This window comes from Nocardia sp. No.11, from assembly GCF_038752175.1.
GTDB lineage: Bacteria > Actinomycetota > Actinomycetes > Mycobacteriales > Mycobacteriaceae > Nocardia > Nocardia canadensis.
On sequence record NZ_JBCGFB010000113.1, the window covers coordinates 1 to 19,792 of the forward strand.

Here is a 19,792-nt window from a genome sequence, read left to right on the forward strand (position 1 = left end):
CCTGCCCCGGCTCGACGACCGGCTGCGGGTGGCCTGGCGGCCGCTGGCCGCGCTGGCCGGCGTCTGGTTCGCGGCCGAATTCGCCGTGCTGGTGGCCGAGGCCGCCGAGGTGGTCGGCGTGCCCGTGACCCGGCTCGGCGCGGGTGAGTTCGGCACCTTCCTCACCAACCTCAGCGGCGGGCAGATCGGCATCGCGATCCTGTTCTGCACCGGCGCCGTCGCCTGCTACGCGGCACTGGCCTTCCGCAGGCCCGACGCGGCGTCGGCCGATCTGGTGCTGGTGTTCGCCGCGGTCGCGCTGGCCCTGCGCCCGATCACCGGCCACATGTCCCAGCAGATGCTCGGTTCGGTGCTGGCCGCGATCCACGCGCTGGCCGCGGCATGCTGGCTCGGGCTGCTGCTGGCGATGGCGGTGGTGCTGCGCACCCGCGGCGGCTGGGCGAGGACGCTGCCACGCTATTCGGCGCTGGCCGCGCCCCTGGTGCTGGCGGTGGCCGCCACCGGGACGATCGACGGACTCGTCCGTATCGGCGGCATCGAACCGCTGTGGTCGACCGGCTACGGGCGGATCCTGCTGGCGAAGTTCGCCGTCCTCTGCGCGCTGACCGGCCTGGGCTGGTGGTGGCGGCGCAGCTGGGTGCGCCGGGCCGCCGACCACCGGGTCACCGCCGAGATCTCCCTGCGCAACGCCGCCATCGAGGTCACCGCGATGGGCCTGGCGTTCGGCCTGGCCGCGACCCTGGCCGTCACCGCGTAGCCCGATCGGTCGCGGCGGACCATTAAAGTGGCCGCTATGACCGAAGTGAGGATCGTCGAAGACTGCGCCGCGTCCGCCGAGACGGCGTTCGACTACGTCAACGACTACCGCAACCTGCCGCATTTCCTGTACGGCATCGAATCCTTCGTCCCGGTCACCGACCAGACCGACGGGCTCGGCGCGACCTTCGACGGCCACATGAAGCTCGGCCCCGCGTCGCTCAAGTCCCGGGTCGAGGTCGTGAAGTGGGAGAAGGGCCGCGTGATCGGCATCAAGTCGATCAAGGGATTCGAGATCATCTCGACATTCCACTTCTATCCCAAGGGCGACGCGCTGTGCACCGTCGACGCGACCATCGAGTACTTCGTGCCCGGCGGTCTCGCGGGCAAGATGCTGGGCAAGACGATCGAGCCGTTCGTCAAGATCGCGGTGAAGCACACCACAGACAGCCTGGTCAGGGAGATCGCCAAGGCGCATGTCGAGGGCGCCTGACAGAATGCAGGCCATGACCGAATCAGCGAATGTTGTGGCCACCGCCGATCTGGCCGACGAGATCGGCCCCGAGATCCGCAGTTGTGACACCCAGTTCATCCAGTTCGGTGGCCGGGCCGCGTTCGCCGGACGGATCACCACGATCCGGTGCTTCCAGGACAATCTGCTGGTCAAGCAGACCCTGGGCGAGCCGGGCGAGGGCAAGGTCCTCGTGGTCGACGGCGGCGCCAGCGTGCACACCGCGCTCGTGGGCGACATCATCGCCGGCCGTGGCGTCGACAACGGCTGGGCCGGCGTGATCGTCAACGGCGCCGTGCGCGACTCGGCGATCCTGCGCACCCTCGACATCGGCGTGAAGGCGCTGGGCACCAACCCGCGCAAGAGCACCCAGACCGGCAGCGGCGAGAAGGACGTGACCGTCGAGTTCGGCGGCATCACCTTCGTGCCCGGCGAGATGCTCTACAGCGACCACGACGGCGTCGTGGTCCGCGCGGAGTAGTTGGAGCGCTGGCGCGCTCGAGGCCGCGACGGCCGACCGCGTCGGCCTGCCCCTCCTCGGGGTCGGGGCGTGGTGGTTGGGTCCGCCGGTCGGAAACCGTGGCTTGCATCTTCGTCGCTTGCGCAACGGCGCCTGACCGGCGGGACGGCCGCGACGGCCGACTGCGCCGGCCTGCCCCTCCTCGGGGTCGGGGCGTGCGGGGAGGTTGGGTAGAACGGTCAGTTCCCCGATACCCGCACCTTGTGGCCCGCCAGCACGACGACGTCGCCGACCTGCAGTTGCCTGCCGCGGCGCAGCTCCACCTCATCGTTGACCCGGACCAGGCCCTGGGCGATCACCGTCTTGGCCTCGGAGCCCGAATCGATCAGGTTGGCCAGTTTCAGGAATTGCCCGAGCTTGATGACCTCGTCATCGATCGGCACATCGACTGGTTCCGACATGCGCTAATACTTACCCTCCGGCGAAAATCCGGTCGCCACCGGCCCCACTACCGGCGCGCGTGACGAACACGCCGCAGCGTCCGCCACACCGATCCGGCCCGGATGCACGCACACTGGATCGGTGACCACCACGCAGGCCGAGCAACACCCCATCGTCGAGGCACCGCAGAGCCGCGCCACCGTTCCGCACCGTGGGCACGGCAGGCTGGCCGAGGTACCGCACATCACCGGGCTCGTCCTGGGCGTCTTCGCGGTGCTGCTGTTCTTGTGGAGTCTCTCGCCCGCCCTGCGCTATCTGACGCAGGTGCCGCGGCACTACGTGGACGTGTACTACTTCGACGCTCCCGACACCAGCCTGGTGTGGGCGGTGGTGGTCGGCCTGCTGGCCGGGGCGATCGCGAGCCGCAAGCGCGTCGCGTGGTGGCTGCTGGTGGTGTACCTGCTGCTCTACGCGGTGTCCAACATCGCGGACTTCGTCGTCGACGACGACATCGACGCGCTGGTGGCCTGCATCGTGCACGTCGTCGTCATCGGGATCCTGATCGCGGCGCGCAACGAGTTCTATACCCGGGTCCGGCCGGGGGCGCTGTGGAAGGCGATCGGCGTGCTGGTGGCCGGGCTGGCGCTGGGCTGCCTGATCGGCTGGGGGCTGGTGGAACTCGCGCCCGGCACCCTTCCCGAGGGGGTGCAGCGCCCGCTGTGGGCGGTCTACCGGGTGACCGCGGCGGTGCTGGTGAACAACGAGCATTTCGACGGGCACCCGCGTCCGTGGGTCAACTTCCTGCTCGGCCTGTTCGGCGCGATCGCCCTGCTCACCGCCGTGGTGGTGCTGCTGCGCTCACGCCGCGCCGACAACGCGATGACCGCCTTGGACGAGTCGGCCATCCGCGGGCTGCTCGCGGCGGGCGACGTCGAGGACTCGCTGGGTTACTTCGCCACCCGCCGGGACAAGGCGGTGGTGTTCGCGCCCAACGGCAAGGCCGCCATCACCTATCGCGTCGAGCTGGGCGTGAGCCTGGCCAGCGGCGATCCGATCGGACCGAAACAGGCCTGGCCGCAGGCCATCCGGGCCTGGCTCGAGGAGGCCGACCGGTTCGGCTGGGCGCCCGCGGTGATGGGCGCCAGCGAGATCGGCGCCACCGCCTACCGCAACGCCGGGCTCGCGGCACTGCGCCTCGGCGACGAGGCGATCCTCGACACCCGCACCTTCTCGCTGGCCGGGCCCGAGATGAAGCAGGTCCGCCAGGCCGCGAACCGGCTGCGCAAGAACGGTCTCGGGGTGCGGGTGCGCAGGCACCGCGACATCCCCGCCGCCGAGTTCGCCGACATCGTCGCCCGCGCCGACGCCTGGCGCGACACCGAGACCGAGCGCGGCTTCTCGATGGCGCTGGGCCGTCTCGGCGACCCGCTAGACGGCGACTGCCTGCTGGTCGAGGCGGTCGACCACGACGACCGGGTGCACGCCATGCTCTCGTTCGTCCCGTGGGGCCGCACCGGTGTCTCGCTGGAACTCATGCGCCGCGACCCGCAGAGCCCCAACGGCGTGATGGAGCTGATGATCTCCCAGCTCGCGCTGAACTCCGACCAGTACGGGATCACCAAGATCTCGCTGAACTTCGCGGTGTTCCGTTCGGTGTTCGAGGAGGGCGGCCGGATCGGAGCGGGCCCGATCCTGCGCGCGTGGCGCGGTGTGCTGCTGTTCTTCTCGCGCTGGTGGCAGCTCGAGGCGCTGTATCGGTCGAACGTGAAGTACCACCCGCGCTGGGTGCCGCGTTTCTTCCTGTACGAGGAGCGCAGGCAGTTGCCCCGGGTGGCCACGGCCAGCGGCCTGGCCGAGGGCTTCCTGCCGCGCATCGGCAAGGAACCCGACGCGGCCGTGCACACCGGGACGCACACGGCGGTGCCGGCGAGCGTCACCGGGCTGCACGCCGACGGCAGCGCGCCGGACGCGCCGGCGGGCGAGGACGCCGACCAGGGCCCACGCAGGCCCGAGCAGGTCCGCGTCCGGATGAACAAGCTGGACCGGCTCACCGCCGCCGGCGTCGACTCCTACCCGGTGGCCTATCCCCCGACGCACACCATCGCCGACGCCCGCGCCTGCCCCAAGGGCACGACGGTGCGGGTGGCGGGCAGGCTGCTGCGCATCCGCGACTACGGCGGGGTGATCTTCGCGGTGGTCCGCGACTGGACCGACGAGATCCAGCTCGTCATCGACCGGGAGCGGGTCGGCGCCGACCGCAGCGCCGAGTTCACCGAGTTCTTCGACCTGGGCGATCTCATCGAGGTGAGCGGACAGCTCGGCACCAGCCGCAGCGGCGAGCTCTCGCTGCTCGCCCAGGACTGGCGGATGAACGGCAAGTGCCTGCACCCGCTGCCCGACAAGTGGCGCGGCCTGGCCGATTCCGAGGCCAAGGTCCGGCAGCGCTACGTCGACATGGCGATCAATCCGGAGACCCGCGAGGTGATGGCCAAGCGCAGCGCGGTGCTGCATTCGCTGCGCGACTCGCTGTTCAACTGGGGCTTCCTCGAGGTCGAGACACCGATCCTGCAGCAGGTACACGGCGGTGCCAACGCGACCCCGTTCCGCACCCACATCAACGCCTACGACCTCGACCTGTACCTGCGCATCGCGCCCGAGCTGTACCTCAAGCGGCTGTGCGTCGGTGGGATGGAGAAGGTCTTCGAACTCGGCCGCACCTTCCGCAACGAAGGCGTCGACTTCAGCCACAATCCCGAGTTCACGATCCTGGAAGCCTATGAGGCGCACAGTGATTACCTGCGGATGATGCAGCTGTGCCGCCGGCTGATCCAGGACGCGGCGATGGCGGCCAACGGCGCCGAGGTGGCGCTGCGACCGAACGACGACGGGGGATTCGACGCCGTCGACATCTCCGGCGAGTGGCGGGTGAAGACGGTGCACGGCGCGGTCTCGGAGGCCATCGGCACCGAGATCACCACCCGCACCGAACTCAGCCGCCTGCGCGAGCTGTGCGACGAGGCGGGCATCGCCTACCAGCACGGCTGGGACGCGGGCCAGGTGGTGCTGGAGATGTACGAGCACCTGGTGGAATCGCAGACCACCTACCCCACCTTCTACCTGGATTTCCCCACCTCGGTCTCCCCGCTGACCCGCTCGCACCGCAGTATCGACGGCGTCACCGAGCGCTGGGACCTGGTCGCCTGGGGCGTCGAATTGGGCACCGCCTACAGCGAACTCACCGACCCGGTCGAGCAGCGGCGCAGGCTCACCGAACAGTCGATGCTGGCGGCGGGCGGCGATCCGGAGGCGATGGAACTCGACGAGGACTTCCTGCAGGCGCTCGAACACGCGATGCCGCCCACCGGCGGTCTCGGCATGGGCGTGGACCGGGTCGTCATGCTGATCACCGGACGCAGCATCCGGGAAACGCTGCCGTTCCCGTTGGTGAAACCGCGCTGATTCGGGGTACACCGTTACTCGTGTAAACGAATCGTGGCCGCGCCGCGATCAACAACTGCTCCGGGACGCCGCGAGGCTTTCGCACCGAAAGCCACACCAACGGCGCTAGTCTCGGAGTTCCGGCACCGGGAGGATGCCGGGCCAACGACACCTCGGGATGGGACTACATGTATCTGGATCTGCTGACCACGGCCGCCCTCGTCGACCCGCACCTGCTCACGAGCAGCTTCGACACCCTGGCGAGCTCGGACACGGTCAACACCGCGCTGGAGCTGGCGGCCAAGAAGAAAAAGAAGAGCAGCTCCGGCCTGATCATCGGCGGCATCTGCTGCCTGCTCGTCGTCGTGCTCATCATCGGCGGCATCTACCTGCTCAAGAACAAGAAGAAGGACAACGGTCAGCCGCCCGCCCAGCCGCCCTACGGCGGTCCCCAGGGTGGTCAGCCGCCGTACGGTCAGCCGCCCTACGGCCAGCCCTGACCTGATCGAGGGACTCGCGGCGATATCCTCGCCCGATGACGAGGCATCCTCGCGAGTCCTCGAACGAACGCCGGCTGGCCCATGGGCTGTCCGCGACCGGTGTCGCCGGCCTGTTCCTGCTGCTGCGGCTGTTCGCGGTCACCGATTACGACTGGAACGCCGCCTTCTCGCTACTGGGCACGCTCGGCATCGGCGATGTCGCCGCCATGGTGGTCGGCACCCTGATGGCCAGTCCGCTGCTCGGCGGGATCGCCCTGTCGGTGTTGCTGCCGGAGGCGGTGATCCATCAGATCCGGCTCGGCAGACCGAGCTGGACCAACGCGGGCAATCTGACCTGGCTCGTCGTGATCGCCCTGTTCACCGGCGCGCTGGTGTGGACCTACCGGGTGTGGTGGGTGCTCATCGTCGCCGGTGTCCTTGGTTTGGTGCTGTTCGGGCTGCTGCGGGCGGACAAGCGCAATCCGGAGGGCGCGAAGTTCGCGCACTGGTTCGTCGGCAGTTCCGCGCTGATCGTCACGCTGGCCGCCCTGATCCTGGCCGCGACCGTGCAGGTGCCGTGGGTTTCGCGGGAGCACATCCAGACGAATAACGGCGTCGTCGACGGGTATGTGATGGAGAATCCGCCCGGCTTCCTGAAGGTATTGCTCGAAGACGGGCGCGAGATCGTCATCATCGATACCGCCGACGTGACCGGTCGCGAGGAGATCGACCCGGAGCCGTGAGACCGCCCAACCGGGCGATACGGCAGAGTGTGTGAGCGTGCAGCTCATTCTCGTGCGTCACGCCCAGCCCGAACGCGTCATCGGGGACACCACCGCCGCCGACCCCGGCCTGACCGAGATCGGCGGCCAGCAGGCCGACCGCGTCCCCGCCGCGCTCGCCGCCCACGAGATCGCCCGGATCGTCAGCAGTCCGCAGCGGCGGGCCCGCGACACCGCGGCCCCCACCGCGGCCGCGCGCGAACTGCCCGTCGATGTCATCGACGACCTCGCCGAGTACGACCGCGACCTGCCCGCCTACATCCCCATCGAAGACGCCAAGACCGATTTCGCCGAGGCCTACGCCCGGATCAAGGCAGGCCTGCTACCCGAGCAGATCGACGGCCCCGCCTTCACCGCCCGCGTCCTCACCGCGATAGACGGCCTGGTCGCCGCCGCGGCCCCCACCGACACCGTCGTCGCCTTCGCCCACGGCGGCGTGGTCAACGTCCTGCTGGCCGACATCCTCGGCCTGGACCGCCCGCTGACCTTCCCGATCGACTACTGCTCGGTGACCCGAATCCTCTACTCGCGCACCGGCTCCCGCACCGCCGCCACCATCAACGAAAACGGCCACGTCTGGGACCTGCTCCCCCGCAACCTCTCCCGCACACACCCCTGACCGATCACCCCAACCGCGCCCGCCCGACCGGAGGGGCCGTCGGCGGCCGTCCCGCCGGTCAGACGCCGCTGCCCAAGTGGCGATCGACCAAGCACCGGCACCTGACGGACGACACCCGAGGGACCGCCGACCAGAGTAGGCCGACGCTCCAAACCAACCACGCACGCCCGACCCCTAGGGAGGGCAGGCCGACGCCGTCGGCCGTCGGCGGCGGTCCCGCCGGGCAGGCGCCGTGGCGTCCGCGACGCTGGCGCACGCCACGGTCCCTGCCCGGCGGGACACAAGGGGCCGCCGACTCGAGCGCGCCAGCGCTCCAAAAACTCAAGCCTGCTGGGCGATCCAGTTGTGCATCCAGGTGATGGCGGTCTGGCCGCCACCCACGGGGTAGCTGCCGTAGAGGGTGTGGGCCTGGGAGCGGTAGAAGCGCTCCAGGTCCTTGGCCCGCTGCTGGTTGGCCGCCTCGGAGAGCTGCGCTTGCAGGGTCGGGACGCCGCCGTGGGCCATCAGGTCGTTGACGATGGCGCCCGCCTCGATCTGGTAGCGCCACATGTTGGCCGGGTTGGCGTCCGAGCTCTGCGCGAGGAAACCGGCGAAGCGGGTGACGAAATCGTCGGTGGCGGTGGCGCAGTACAGGTCGTCGACGGCGCAGATGGTGCGCACGCGGTCGCTGATCCAGCCGAAGCCACCGGGCCGCGCGCCACCGGCGCCCGCGCCCGCGGCGATCGGGCCGACCTGCACGTCGGTCGGCGAGCGGCGCGGATCGGAGATCAGGCCGACGGCCTTGACCTTGCCCGGCGCGATCGGGCTGACGCCGGTGCCGATTTCGGCGGCGAGGTCACCCGCCGCGTCGGCGCCCTGGCTGTAGCCGACCAGCGCGATGTCGGTGTCGCCGCACGCGGCGAGCTTGGCGGTGATCAGTCCGCGCGCGGCGTCGACCGCCTGCTTCTTGGACTGACCGTAGACGTCGCCCTCCCACGGGAACGCGGTGGCGGCGTAGGTGACATAGTCGACGTCGGTGTTGCGAGGCAGCCCGTTGGTGACGCCGGAGAGCATGCCGGGGCCGGGGGCCTTGTCGTGGCCGGTTTCCCAGGTGCCCGGGATCGCGACGACATAGAGACTCGGGCAGCCCGGCGCCGCCGCCGCACTCGTGCTGCCGACCATGACGCCGGTGGTCATCGCCGCGGCCGCGCCCAGCGCCGCAACAACCTTCTTCAACCGCATACCGCTCCAGTTCAACCTTGCTCGATACAGAGCAAACCCCGATAAGTCCCTGTCAAGGTGGGTGAACCCGGCTAGTGGCCATGCTGTGTCTCACCCAGACCTCGCCGCGAATCACAATAGGCGGACGAGCCCGCTGATGCCACACGACGACTCGTCCATGTCCGATTTCCGACAGTCGGCTTCGACACAGGCTGCGCGGGATGTCGGCGGCCACGCGGAGTCGCCGACACTCTCCTCCGCCGCGGGGTGGAACTCACACCTCCAGATCTTCCTCGATGCCCTTGAGACGGTGCCGAGCCATGGCCAGATTGGACCGGCCGCGATCGAGCGCGAGGTAGAGGAACAGACCCTTGGACTTGCGGCCGGTCATCGGTCGGATGACGTGGTACTGGGTGCCGAGGGTGATGAGCACGTCCTCGATGTCCTCGTTGAGGCCGAGCTGCTCGATGGTGCGCATCTTCGCGCGGACCACCTCGGTGTTGCCCGCCGCGGCCACCTGCAGATCGAGCGCCTTGGTGCTGCTGAGCATTCCGAGCGCCATCCCGCTGCTGTAGTCGACGACGGCGGCGCCTATCGCGCCTTCGATCACCATCATGTCCTTCAGTGCCAGGTCCATGTTCGACATGTCTTGCCTTTCAATCGGTTTCTTCCTTGGATTGCGCCGCCGCCAGGTGTTCGGCGATGGCGCGCGCCACCGGTCGCGACTCCAGGTGGAGCCGGCCGACGTTCACTTCCGGGCCGGCGAGCACGGTCAGCGAGGTGTAGCCGGCGGCGTAGATCACCACCTGCCCCTCGGTGCCGAGCACGACGACCTCGTTGAATCCGCCGCCGTGCGCCGTGGTCGCGAGCCGATACGACAGCGACAGCTGCGCGGCCGCCATCGCGGCCATGCCGGCGGGTTCGATGTGCGGGGGTAGGTCGTGTTCGATCAGCAACCCGTCGCTGGAGGCCACCACCGAACCGGTCAGGCGGGGGACGCGCTCCCGCAACGACTTCAGTTCGGCCAATACGGCCGTGTTCCGTTCGGGCACCGGCATCGCCACCTTCGTCCTTCCCCTCCATTCACCGAGCAGCTTCTTCCGCACGGTCACGCAAGCTCCTCCAACGCCGCCCTGAGCCGGATGAGTACATCGCGGTCGACCTGTCGCCAGCGCTCGGGTTCGTACGGTGCCGCGCCGGTGCGGTGTCCGCGATGCCGGGCGGGTGCGGTCGCTTCCTCGTCGACCGCGTGCCGACCGGTTCGCTCGCCCGTCCCCGCGTACACCGGGCGGGGCGGACGAGCCGTTCCCCCGCCGCCGAGCGCGGGCGGGACCCGCCTCGGCAGCGCGGGCACGCCTGTGGAAGGCACCTCCGGTGCCGAATACCGATGGCGCCCAGTGTCTTCCACGGGTGCGGGCGCCAGCGTGAGGTGCCGCACGGCCGGTGGCGACTGGGGCGCGTCGGCCACGGCGGGCGCCGCGACCGGTTCCGCCGCCGCCGGGTCGGGTTCCTGGATCAGCCCCGCGGTGGTGAGGTCGCGCACGGCGACCAGGCAGCCGTAGGTGGTGCGGCCCAGGTCGCGGGCGATCTCGGCGATGCTGCGCCGCTCGTCGGCGGCGGCCAGCACCTCGGCCTGGCCGCCGGTGAGCACCACCCGATGGCGGCGCACCCGGCGCGCGGGGACCACCGGCACCGCGGCGACGAGGTCGGCGGGCCAGGGACCCCACTCCGAATCACTGCGCCGGGCGCATTCGTGCAGCAGCGTATGCGGCGCCACCCGGCAGACAGGGNGCGCGGGGACCACCGGCACCGCGGCGACGAGGTCGGCGGGCCAGGGACCCCACTCCGAATCACTGCGCCGGGCGCATTCGTGCAGCAGCGTATGCGGCGCCACCCGGCAGACAGGGGCGAGCCAATGTTCGGGCGCGGGCAGGAATTCCGGCTCGGCGGCCGAGGCGAGCAGAAAATAGGCGGCGTCGAATACCGACAGCAACGCCAGGGTTTCCAGTCGTGGCCGGTGCAATAACGGACCGGGATCGCCCGCGCCGGCCCGGCGCCAGTCCTCGGCCGTGGCCACACCCGCCTCGACCACCAGCCGGTCCAGGCCGATGGTGCGCCGGCAGCCCGCCGAGGCGATCGCGCCGCGCGCCAGATGGAATTCGCCGTCCCCGGCCCGCAGTACCCCGGTCGATCCCTGTTCCTCGAGCCGGTGCAATTCCTCGGCGAGGGCCAAGCTCATCGATCGCCGCCCGTCAGTTCCTCGAGCGCGGCACGGAGCTGATACCGGGCCATGCCGAGATTGCCGGTGTCGCCGTCGAAGACGACATGGACGAACAGCCTGCCGTCGAAATCACCCTCGACCAGGTGCAACAGGTGGAAGCCACCGGTGCGGCAGACCACGATCTCGGTGATGTCGTCGTCCGCGCGTCCGGTCGCCAGCGCCGAACACCCGAGCGCGGCCCGCACCACATCCGTGGTGCCCGCCGCATCCTCGTGTTCGTCGACGATGTCGTGCACTCCAGCGGCGGCGATCGCCAAACCGCTGGCCCCATCCACCAGTGTCACGCTGCACGCACCGGGAATATCCATGATGCGTTTCAGGCAGCCGTCGAGAGAATTCACACGCCCCGGCCTGTCTTCGAGAGGTTATCGGAACGTGACGCTATACCTCCCGGCAAATTCCCGCACGCCGAACGCCGGAAAATTGCTGCGCCCCATAATGTTTGCTGAGGTTTGCTGGAAAACCGCTCGGTATCAATACTTTTGGGTAACTTCGCGCCGGTTCGCTGCCCGGCCGATAAACCCGGTGCTCAACCACCCTAAATGGATCGGCGACCATCTCGCGAACATCACGAACAGAACGCGACGAATCCACGAACCGGTCGGTTCGTCAGCAGAGTTCGCTCAGCCGGCCGCGCGGCGGTACCAGGACTCGGCCTCGCGGTGCGCGCCCTGCGACTCCAGCAGCGCGGCGAGGTTGGCCATGGCGCGCGGGTGGCCGAGATCGGCGGCCCGGCGGAAGCAGCGGCGCGCCTCGGTGAGGGCACCGCGATGCCGCAGCAGCATGCCGAGGTTGTTGACGGCGTCGATATCGCCGTTGTCGGCGGCGTCGCGATACCAGGCCTCGGCGTCGTCGAGGCGGTCCTGGTCTTCGCACAGGCGGGCGAGGTTGTACATCGCGTCGACATTGCCCGCGAAAGCGGCATGGTGGTACCAGGTTTCGGCGCCGCGCCGGTCACCGCACTGGTAGAGCAGAGTCGCCAGGTTGTACATGGCGTTGACGTTGCCCGCGGCGGCGGCCCTGCGATACCACGACTCGGCTTCGTCGAACTCGCCGAGCTTGTCCAGCAGAACGGCCAGATTGTTCATCGCGCGGGTGTGCCCGGCGGCCGCCGCCCGGCGGAACCAGTGCTCGGCGGCGTCGAAATCGCTGTGGTCGTAGTAGATGTTGGCGAGATTGTGCATGGCGGTGCCATCTCCGCGCTCTGCGGCGCGATGCAGACTCGCCATCGTTCCCGGCGGTAACGGCACTTCTCCCCCTCGGGTCATCACCGGTTACACATCGATAACGGAAAGTCTATGTGCTACAACGGAGATCAGCCACGTCGTTTGCTTCGGCACCGAAAACACTGTGCGCGTGCCGTGTTCAGACCCCTACGCACGTCCTTTCGACGGCCCCGCCCCGGGCCGGTGCAGAACCGGAAGACGCTACCAGAGCTGCCCGGCTACCGAAATATCCTGCGGCACAACGACAGAGCGCCCGTGGACATCTGTCCACGGGCGCTCCGAAGTAGCTGATCAGCGCTGGGCGACGGCGGTCGGCGGGATCGGCGCGGGCAGCGCGGTCTCGCCTTCCAGGAACTTGTCCACCGCGGACGCCGCGGCGCGGCCCTCCGCGATCGCCCACACGATGAGCGACTGGCCACGGCCCATATCGCCGGCGACGAAGACGCCGGGGATGTTGGTGGCCCAGTTCTTGTCCCGCTGCACGTTGCCACGGCCGTCGTAACCGACGCCGAGGTCGGTCAGCAGGCCCGGCTTCTGCGGGCCGACGAAGCCCATGGCCAGCAGCACCAGGTCGGCTTCGAGGGTGAAGTCGGTGCCTTCGACCTTCTCGAACCGGCCGTTGGCCATCTTGACCTCGTGCGCCTCGAGACCGGTGACCTTGCCGTCCTTGCCGACGAAACGCTCGGTGTTGACGGAGAACACGCGCTCGCCGCCCTCCTCGTGCGCCGAGGACACCCGGTACATGAGCGGGTAGGTCGGCCACGGGGTGGAACCGGCACGCTCCTCCGGCGGACGGGGCATGATCTCGAACTGGTGGACCGATTCGGCACCGTGGCGGTGCGAAGTGCCCAGGCAGTCGGCGCCGGTGTCGCCACCACCGATGATGACGACCTTCTTGCCCTTCGCGTGGATGGGCGGCAGGCCGTTCTCGTCGGTGATGTCGTCGCCGAGCTGGACGCGGTTGGCCAGCGGCAGGAACTCCATCGCCTGGTGGATGCCGTCGAGCTCGCGGCCCGGGATCGGCAGGTCACGCGCGATGGTGGCGCCACCGGCGAGCACGATCGCGTCGAAACGCTCCCGCAGCTCCTCGGCGGTGATGTCGACACCGACGTTGACGCCCGGCTTGAAGATGGTGCCTTCGGCCTCCATCTGCGCGAGGCGACGGTCGATGACCGACTTCTCCATCTTGAATTCCGGGATGCCGTAGCGCATCAGACCGCCGATGCGGTCGTCGCGCTCGAACACGGTCACGGTGTGGCCCGCCCGGGTCAGCTGCTGGGCGGCGGCCAGACCGGCCGGGCCCGAACCGACGACGGCGACCTTCTTGCCGGTCAGGCGGGTCGGGTACACCGGGGTGACCCAGCCCTCGTCGAAGGCGTTCTCGATGAGCTCGACCTCGACCTGCTTGATGGTGACCGGCTGCTGGTTGATGCCGAGCACGCACGACGCCTCACACGGAGCCGGGCACAGGCGGCCGGTGAACTCCGGGAAGTTGTTGGTGGCGTGCAGGCGGTCGATGCCCTCGCGCCAGGCACCCTTGTACACCAGGTCGTTCCACTCGGGGATCAGGTTCCCCAGCGGACAGCCGTTGTGACAGAAGGGGATACCGCAGTCCATGCAGCGGCTGGCCTGCTTCTGCAGGGTGTCGTGCGAGAACTTGTCCTCGTAGACCTCTTTCCAGTCGAGCAGTCGCAGCTCGACCGGTCGGCGGGTGGGCAGTTCCCGTGAGGTGTGCTTCAAAAATCCCTGTGGGTCAGCCACGAGCCGCCTCCATGATCGCTTCGTCCACGTCCTTGCCGCTCTTCTCAGCTTCGGAGATGGCGAGCAAAACCTTCTTGTATTCGCGGGGCATGACCTTCACGAAGTGGTTCACCTGCTGGGACCAGTCGCTCAGGATGCGTTCGGCGACAGCCGAACCCGTTTCGTCGCGGTGGGTGGTGATGATGTCGCGCAGCCAGGTGAAGTCGTCACCGGAGAGCTGCTCGATCGCCTCGGCCTGATCCGGGCTGACGCGCGATGCGAGCGTGCCCTCCGGGTCGTAGACGAAGGCGACACCACCGGACATACCGGCGCCGAGGTTGCGGCCGGTGCCACCGAGGATCACCACGCGGCCACCGGTCATGTACTCGAGCGCGTGGTCGCCCACACCCTCGACGACCGCGGTGGCGCCGGAGTTACGGACGGCGAACCGCTCGCCCGCCACACCGTTGATCAGGATCCGGCCGCTGGTCGCGCCGAACATGATCACGTTGCCCGCGATGATGTTGTCCTCGGCGACGAAGCCCTCCGGCGCGGTGAGCGCCGGGCGGACCACGATGTGGCCGCCGGACAGACCCTTGCCGACGTAGTCGTTGGCGTCACCCTGCACGCGCAGCGTGATGCCGGCCGGGACGAACGCGCCGAAGCTGTTGCCCGCCGAACCGTTGAAGGTGATGTCGATGGTGTTGTCGGGCAGGCCCGCGCCACCGTAGAGCTTGGTCACCTCGTGGCCGAGCATGGTGCCGACCGTGCGGTTCACGTTGGTGATCTTGGTTTCGATCTTGACCGCCTGGCCACGCTCGAGCGCGTCGGCGCTCTGCGCGATCAGCTCGTTGTCCAGCGCCTTGTCCAGACCGTGGTCCTGGGTGCCGGTGCACCGGGTGTCCTGGTTCATGAACGCCGTCTCCGGCATGTCCAGGATCGGCGACAGGTCCAGCTTGGCGGCCTTGAAGTGCGCCTTGGCCTTGCTGGTGTCGAGCAGGTCGACGCGGCCGATGGCCTCGTCGAGCGTGCGGAAGCCCAGCTCGGCGAGCAGCTCACGCACCTCCTCGGCGATGAACAGCATGAAGTTCTCGACGAACTCCGGCTTGCCGGAGAAGCGCTCGCGCAGCACCGGGTTCTGGGTCGCGATGCCGACCGGGCAGGTGTCGAGGTGGCACACGCGCATCATGATGCAGCCCGAGACGACCAGCGGAGCGGTCGCGAAACCGAACTCCTCGGCGCCGAGCAGGGCGGCGATCATCACGTCGCGACCGGTCTTCATCTGACCGTCGACCTGGACCACGATGCGGTCGCGCAGGCCGTTGAGCAGCAGGGTCTGCTGGGTCTCGGCCAGGCCGAGCTCCCAGGGGCCACCCGCGTGCTTGAGCGAGGTCAGCGGCGAGGCGCCGGTGCCGCCGTCGTGGCCCGAGATGAGCACGACGTCGGCGTGCGCCTTGGACACACCGGTGGCGACGGTGCCGACGCCCGGCTCCGCGACGAGTTTCACGTGAATCCGCGCCTGCGGGTTCGCGTTCTTCAGATCGTGGATCAGCTGCGCCAGGTCCTCGATCGAGTAGATGTCGTGGTGCGGCGGCGGGGAGATCAGGCCGACGCCCGGCGTGGAGTGCCGCACCTCGGCGACCCACGGGTACACCTTGTGCGCGGGCAGCTGGCCGCCCTCGCCCGGCTTGGCGCCCTGGGCCATCTTGATCTGGATGTCGGTGGCGTTGGTCAGGTAGTGCGCGGTGACGCCGAAGCGACCCGAGGCGACCTGCTTGATCGCCGAACGACGCCAGTCACCGTTCTCCTCGACCTCGAAGCGGGCCGGGCTCTCGCCGCCCTCACCGGAGTTCGAGCGCGCGCCGAGGCGGTTCATCGCGATCGCCAGGGTCTCGTGCGACTCGGCCGAGATGGAGCCGTAGCTCATCGCGCCGGTCGAGAACCGCTTGACGATCTCGGCGGCCGGCTCGACCTCGTCGATCGAGATCGACTCGCGCTGACCGGTCTTGAACTTGAACAGGCCACGCAGCGCGGCCAGCCGCTCGGACTGGTCGTCGACCAGCTTGGTGTACTCCTTGAAGATCGAGTACTGACCGGTGCGGGTCGCGTGCTGCAGCTTGAACACCGTGTCCGGGTTGAACAGGTGGTACTCGCCCTCACGACGCCACTGGTACTCGCCGCCGACCTCGAGCTCGCGGTGCGCGCGCTCGTTGCGGTTCTCCAGGAACGCGGTGCGGTGGCGGATGGCCACCTCTTCGGCGATCTCGTCCAGGCCGATGCCGCCCAGCGGCGAGCGCAGGCCGGTGAAGTACTCGTCGACCAGATCCTGCGCCAGGCCGATGACCTGGTACAGCTGAGCGCCGTTGTAGGAGGCGAGGGTGGAGATGCCCATCTTCGACATCACCTTGAGCACGCCGTTGCTGGCCGCGGTGCAGTAGTTCGCGACGGCCTTGCGGAAGTCGGCGGCCAGGTCACCGGTCGAGCCGGGGATCTGCAGCGAGCCGCGCTCGAGCATGTCCTCGATGGTCTCGAAGGCCATGTACGGGTTGATCGCGGCGGCGCCGAAACCGACCAGCATCGCCATGTGGTGCACCTCGCGGGCGTCACCGGCCTCGACGACCAGGCCGACCATGGTGCGGGTGCGCTCGCGCACCAGGTGGTGGTGCACCGAGGAGGTGAGCAGCAGCGACGGGATCGGCGCCAGCTTCTCGTTGGACTCACGGTCGGACAGCACGATGATCCGCGCGCCGCCGTCGATGGCCGCCGACACCTGGGTGTTGATCGCGGCCAGGGCCTTGCGCATGCCCTCGCCGCCCTCGGCGACCGGGTACAGGCCGCGCACGACCACCGAGCGCAGGCCGGGGTGGCTGCCGTCGTCGTTGATGTGGACCAGCTTGGCCAGCTCGTCGTTGTCCAGGATCGGCTGCTCGAGCGCGATCTGCTGGCACGACTCGGGGCCGGGGTGCAGCAGGTCGGCCTCGGGGCCGATGTTGCGCTTGAGGCTGGTGACTACCTTCTCGCGGATGGCGTCCAGCGGCGGGTTGGTGACCTGCGCGAACAGCTGGGAGAAGTAGTCGAACAGCAGACGCGACCGGTTCGACAGCACCGCGATCGGGGTGTCGGTACCCATCGAGCCCAGCGCTTCGCCGCCGGTCTTGGCCATCGGGGTGATCAGCAGGTTCAGGTCCTCGGTGGTGTAACCGAAGATCTGCTGACGGATCAGCACGCGGTCGTGCGACATGTGCACGTGCGGACGGTCGGGCAGGTCGGCCAGGCGGCTCACGCCGGCGTCGAGCCACTCCTGGTACGGCTGCGCGGCGGCCAGCTCGGACTTGAGCTCGTCATCGGTGACGATGCGACCCGCCTCGGTGTCGACCAGGAACATCTTGCCCGGCTGCAGGCGGATCTTCTGGACCACGGTGGAGGGGTCGATGTCGAGGACGCCGACCTCGGAGGCGAGCACGACCAGGCCGTCCTCGGTCACCCAGATGCGACCGGGGCGCAGGCCGTTGCGGTCGAGCACGGCGCCGATCTTCTTGCCGTCGGAGAAGCAGACGGCGGCGGGGCCGTCCCAGGGCTCCATCAGCATGGAGTGGTACTCGTAGAACGCCCGCCGCTGCGGGTCCATGTTCTCGTTGCGTTCCCAGGCCTCGGGAATCATCATCAGGATCGCGTGGTGCAAGTCGCGGCCGCCGAGGTGCAGCAGCTCCAGCACCTCGTCGAAGCGCGCGGTGTCACTCGCACCCGGCGTACAGACGGGGAAGATCTTCTGCAGCCGGTTCTTGCCCGCCTCGTCCTTGCCGAAGACGTCCGAACGCAGCAGCGCCTCACGGGCGCGCATCCAGTTCTCGTTACCGGTGACGGTGTTGATCTCACCGTTGTGGGCGACCCGGCGGAACGGGTGCGCCAGCGGCCACGAGGGGAAGGTGTTGGTGGAGAAGCGCGAGTGCACGATGCCGATGGCCGACTCGACGCGCTCGTCCTGCAGGTCCAGGTAGAACGCGCGCAGCTGCGGCGTGGTGAACATGCCCTTGTAGATGAAGGTCTCGCCGGACAGGCTCGGGAAGTACACCGATTCCTTGCCGACGGTGCCCTCACCGGGGCCTGCCTTGCCGAGCTCGTGCTCGATCCGCTTGCGGATGACGTAGGCGCGACGCTCCAGGTCCATGCCGGAGAGCTGCTCGGCGGAGTTCTTGGGCGAGCCGATGAAGATCTGCCGGAAGGTCGGCATGGCGTCGCGGGCCAGGGCGCCCAGCGAGGACTCGTCGATCGGCACCTCGCGCCAGCCGAGCACGGCCAGGCCCTCTTCGGTGACGATCTTGTCCACGCCGTAGGCGGCACGCGCGGCCTCACGACGGGCCTGGGGCAGGAAGGCGATGCCGGTCGCGTAGGAGCCGACCGGAGGCAACTCGAAGTCGACGATCGCGCGGAAGAACTTGTCCGGGAGCTGGATCAGGATGCCCGCGCCGTCGCCGGAGTTCGGCTCGGCGCCCGCGGCACCGCGGTGCTCCAGGTTCAGCAGGGCCGTGATGGCCTTGTCGACGATGTCTCGACTGCGTCGTCCGTGCATGTCGGCGACGAACGCGACGCCGCAGGCGTCGTGCTCGAATGCCGGATCGTAGAGCCCGGTGGCACCGGGTGACCTGTGGCCAGGAAGTTGCGTCATGCCTCTGCCTTCAAGAAAGTCGGCTGTCGATGAGATCGGCCGCTCAGCGAGCTGAGTTGGGCCCTTCGTCGTTTCGCCTCCGTCAAGACTGCGTCCGTACGATCCGAAACCAGCGGCGATGATGGTTTGCGGCGTGCAGTCACGTCTCCAGTTGTCCACCCGCTTCGTTGACGTAGTGGGTGCTCAGAGGTAACGGAACGCTTACACATCCCTTACCTCCGCGCGGGGGTTCACCCGCTACTCTTGGCCCGGTTTCACCGGACCCCGAAACAGGTGGTTGTACCGAACAGGGGTGCGTTCGGCGTAAGAGCAAACGATAAGTCAGACCGCAGACCCAACCAACTAAGGTCGTGCTAAGAAACCTGTCTAGCTGGGGTTTGTAAAGGCGGCATGCTTCGTCGCGCGCGTCGTCCAGTGTAAAGCAGAGCGAGGGCCGGATCGATCCCGGACAACCCGCGCCGACCTGCGCGAACACCGCGGCGAAGCAGGCCAGAACCGGCTGCCGACCCAGGGCCGAAAGCTGAACTCACCTGCACCGCAGCAGAATTCCCCGACAATGCCCAGGTCAAACCTGTGCGCTCCGCTAACCGGGACGGAAGCGGTGAGATATTTCCGACAGCGGCCCCGACGTGGCATCGCAGTGATCCAACCGTTCGGTCTGTATCGAGTTTGTGTGCCACAGCACACCTCTGGCTAATTCTGGAACAGTGGCGTTCGCCACAACAGGGGCTCTACCAACCGGTAGGTACGAATCGCCGACGTCGACACGCCGGGCGGGCCTGGGCATCCAGCCCGCGCCACCGACTCGCACCGATGCCGGGCTCCTACTACTGTGAGGCTGACCACAAGGGGGTCGTCGGCACTCGGTGTGTCGGGTCGCTGCCTGTCACGCTGACACAACGAATCCATGACAGTTTCGCCATGCCCAGTGGAGCGCACGACCCGGGGAGAACCTATGACCGGCACACTCACCTGGCTCGGCGGAGGCCTCGCCTCGCCCCGGCGCCGGGATCCCGAAACGGGCTCCGACCTGGCCTACAACCATGAACAGGGCGGCTACGTCGTCACCGGTGCCGCCGTGCTGTTGTTCGCCGCGGTCGCCGGGATCGTCACCGCCGCCGCCCTGGCCGCCGCCGACGGGATCGGCGCGTTCGCCGTCGTCGCGCTCGCGCTGGTCGTCGCGGTGGCCGCCG

The 19,792-nt window shown here is 68.7% G+C and carries 16 protein-coding genes and 1 pseudogene; 8 read left to right on the forward strand and 9 right to left on the reverse strand.

What is annotated here, in order from left to right; translation table 11 throughout:
* The 3 genes from V8688_RS25475 to rraA form a co-directional block, all read left to right on the forward strand.
* Nucleotides 1-757 (forward strand): CopD family protein (locus tag V8688_RS25475; protein WP_342801856.1); only part of this gene is annotated, 757 nt, incomplete at its 5' end.
* 36 nt (nucleotides 758-793) lie between these two features.
* Entirely contained in the window at nucleotides 794-1,249 is a 456-nt protein-coding gene (locus V8688_RS25480; RefSeq protein ID WP_218716114.1) for an SRPBCC family protein, read from the forward strand.
* Nucleotides 1,250-1,262: 13 nt separating this feature from the next.
* Entirely contained in the window at nucleotides 1,263-1,748 is a 486-nt protein-coding gene (rraA, locus tag V8688_RS25485) for a ribonuclease E activity regulator RraA (RefSeq protein WP_316573110.1), read from the forward strand.
* 218 nt (nucleotides 1,749-1,966) lie between these two features.
* On the opposite strand, the gene V8688_RS25490 is transcribed toward rraA, so the two are convergent.
* Nucleotides 1,967-2,188: an RNA-binding S4 domain-containing protein gene (locus V8688_RS25490; RefSeq protein ID WP_218716112.1), complete on the reverse strand. Its 222-nt coding sequence runs from the start codon at nucleotides 2,186-2,188 to the stop codon at nucleotides 1,967-1,969.
* Nucleotides 2,189-2,309: 121 nt separating this feature from the next.
* Between V8688_RS25490 and lysX the strand changes: the two genes are divergently transcribed.
* The 4 genes from lysX to V8688_RS25510 all read left to right on the forward strand — a co-directional run bounded on the left by lysX (nucleotide 2,310) and on the right by V8688_RS25510 (nucleotide 7,486).
* Nucleotides 2,310-5,627, forward strand: a complete 3,318-nt coding sequence (lysX, locus tag V8688_RS25495) for a bifunctional lysylphosphatidylglycerol synthetase/lysine--tRNA ligase LysX (protein ID WP_342801857.1) — start codon at nucleotides 2,310-2,312, stop codon at nucleotides 5,625-5,627.
* Between the two features lie 167 nt (nucleotides 5,628-5,794).
* A complete protein-coding gene (locus tag V8688_RS25500; protein ID WP_255586676.1) occupies nucleotides 5,795-6,106 on the forward strand; it encodes a hypothetical protein in 312 nt (103 codons plus the stop codon).
* 35 nt (nucleotides 6,107-6,141) lie between these two features.
* Nucleotides 6,142-6,828 (forward strand): hypothetical protein, encoded by a 687-nt coding sequence (locus V8688_RS25505; RefSeq protein ID WP_342801858.1) that lies wholly within the window; start codon nucleotides 6,142-6,144, stop codon nucleotides 6,826-6,828.
* Nucleotides 6,829-6,865: 37 nt separating this feature from the next.
* Nucleotides 6,866-7,486: a histidine phosphatase family protein gene (locus V8688_RS25510; RefSeq protein WP_218716118.1), complete on the forward strand. Its 621-nt coding sequence runs from the start codon at nucleotides 6,866-6,868 to the stop codon at nucleotides 7,484-7,486.
* Between the two features lie 321 nt (nucleotides 7,487-7,807).
* Here V8688_RS25510 and V8688_RS25515 read toward each other — a convergent pair whose 3' ends face one another.
* From V8688_RS25515 to gltB, 8 genes are all read right to left on the reverse strand, one after another.
* Nucleotides 7,808-8,707 carry a cutinase family protein gene (locus V8688_RS25515; RefSeq protein WP_218716117.1) on the reverse strand — a complete coding sequence of 300 codons (900 nt, stop codon included), beginning with the start codon at nucleotides 8,705-8,707 and terminating at the stop codon, nucleotides 7,808-7,810.
* A gap of 253 nt (nucleotides 8,708-8,960) precedes the next feature.
* Nucleotides 8,961-9,332, reverse strand: a complete 372-nt coding sequence (locus tag V8688_RS25520; protein ID WP_218716109.1) for a hypothetical protein — start codon at nucleotides 9,330-9,332, stop codon at nucleotides 8,961-8,963.
* Nucleotides 9,333-9,342: 10 nt separating this feature from the next.
* Nucleotides 9,343-9,798, reverse strand: coding sequence for a roadblock/LC7 domain-containing protein (locus tag V8688_RS25525; protein ID WP_308248331.1), 456 nt, complete (start codon nucleotides 9,796-9,798; stop codon nucleotides 9,343-9,345).
* Nucleotides 9,795-10,925 carry a hypothetical protein gene (locus V8688_RS25530; protein WP_342801859.1) on the reverse strand — a complete coding sequence of 377 codons (1,131 nt, stop codon included), beginning with the start codon at nucleotides 10,923-10,925 and terminating at the stop codon, nucleotides 9,795-9,797. Before V8688_RS25530 ends, V8688_RS25525 begins: the two co-directional genes overlap by 4 nt.
* Nucleotides 10,922-11,242 (reverse strand): hypothetical protein, encoded by a 321-nt coding sequence (locus V8688_RS25535; RefSeq protein WP_316573106.1) that lies wholly within the window; start codon nucleotides 11,240-11,242, stop codon nucleotides 10,922-10,924. Before V8688_RS25535 ends, V8688_RS25530 begins: the two co-directional genes overlap by 4 nt.
* A 348-nt stretch (nucleotides 11,243-11,590) precedes the next feature.
* Entirely contained in the window at nucleotides 11,591-12,196 is a 606-nt protein-coding gene (locus V8688_RS25540; RefSeq protein ID WP_218716106.1) for a tetratricopeptide repeat protein, read from the reverse strand.
* A 288-nt stretch (nucleotides 12,197-12,484) separates the two neighbouring features.
* Nucleotides 12,485-13,954, reverse strand: coding sequence for a glutamate synthase subunit beta (locus V8688_RS25545; protein ID WP_218716105.1), 1,470 nt, complete (start codon nucleotides 13,952-13,954; stop codon nucleotides 12,485-12,487).
* On the reverse strand, nucleotides 13,947-18,599 hold the full coding sequence (gene gltB / locus V8688_RS25550; RefSeq protein WP_218716104.1) for a glutamate synthase large subunit: 4,653 nt from the start codon (nucleotides 18,597-18,599) through the stop codon (nucleotides 13,947-13,949). The genes V8688_RS25545 and gltB overlap by 8 nt, the downstream gene beginning before the upstream one ends.
* Before the next feature lie 955 nt (nucleotides 18,600-19,554).
* Here gltB and V8688_RS25555 point away from each other — a divergent pair.
* Nucleotides 19,555-19,792, forward strand: a pseudogene (locus tag V8688_RS25555) (DUF4407 domain-containing protein); the annotation flags it as partial.

Coding starts and splice junctions, on each gene's coding strand:
- V8688_RS25480 (WP_218716114.1), top strand. CDS start 794: ATGACCGAAGTGAGGATCGTCGAAGACTGCGCCGCGTCCGCCGAGACG.
- rraA (WP_316573110.1), top strand. CDS start 1,263: ATGACCGAATCAGCGAATGTTGTGGCCACCGCCGATCTGGCCGACGAG.
- V8688_RS25490 (WP_218716112.1), bottom strand. CDS start 2,188: ATGTCGGAACCAGTCGATGTGCCGATCGATGACGAGGTCATCAAGCTC.
- V8688_RS25500 (WP_255586676.1), top strand. CDS start 5,795: ATGTATCTGGATCTGCTGACCACGGCCGCCCTCGTCGACCCGCACCTG.
- V8688_RS25505 (WP_342801858.1), top strand. CDS start 6,142: ATGACGAGGCATCCTCGCGAGTCCTCGAACGAACGCCGGCTGGCCCAT.
- V8688_RS25515 (WP_218716117.1), bottom strand. CDS start 8,707: ATGCGGTTGAAGAAGGTTGTTGCGGCGCTGGGCGCGGCCGCGGCGATG.
- V8688_RS25520 (WP_218716109.1), bottom strand. CDS start 9,332: ATGTCGAACATGGACCTGGCACTGAAGGACATGATGGTGATCGAAGGC.
- V8688_RS25540 (WP_218716106.1), bottom strand. CDS start 12,196: ATGGCGAGTCTGCATCGCGCCGCAGAGCGCGGAGATGGCACCGCCATG.
- gltB (WP_218716104.1), bottom strand. CDS start 18,599: ATGACGCAACTTCCTGGCCACAGGTCACCCGGTGCCACCGGGCTCTAC.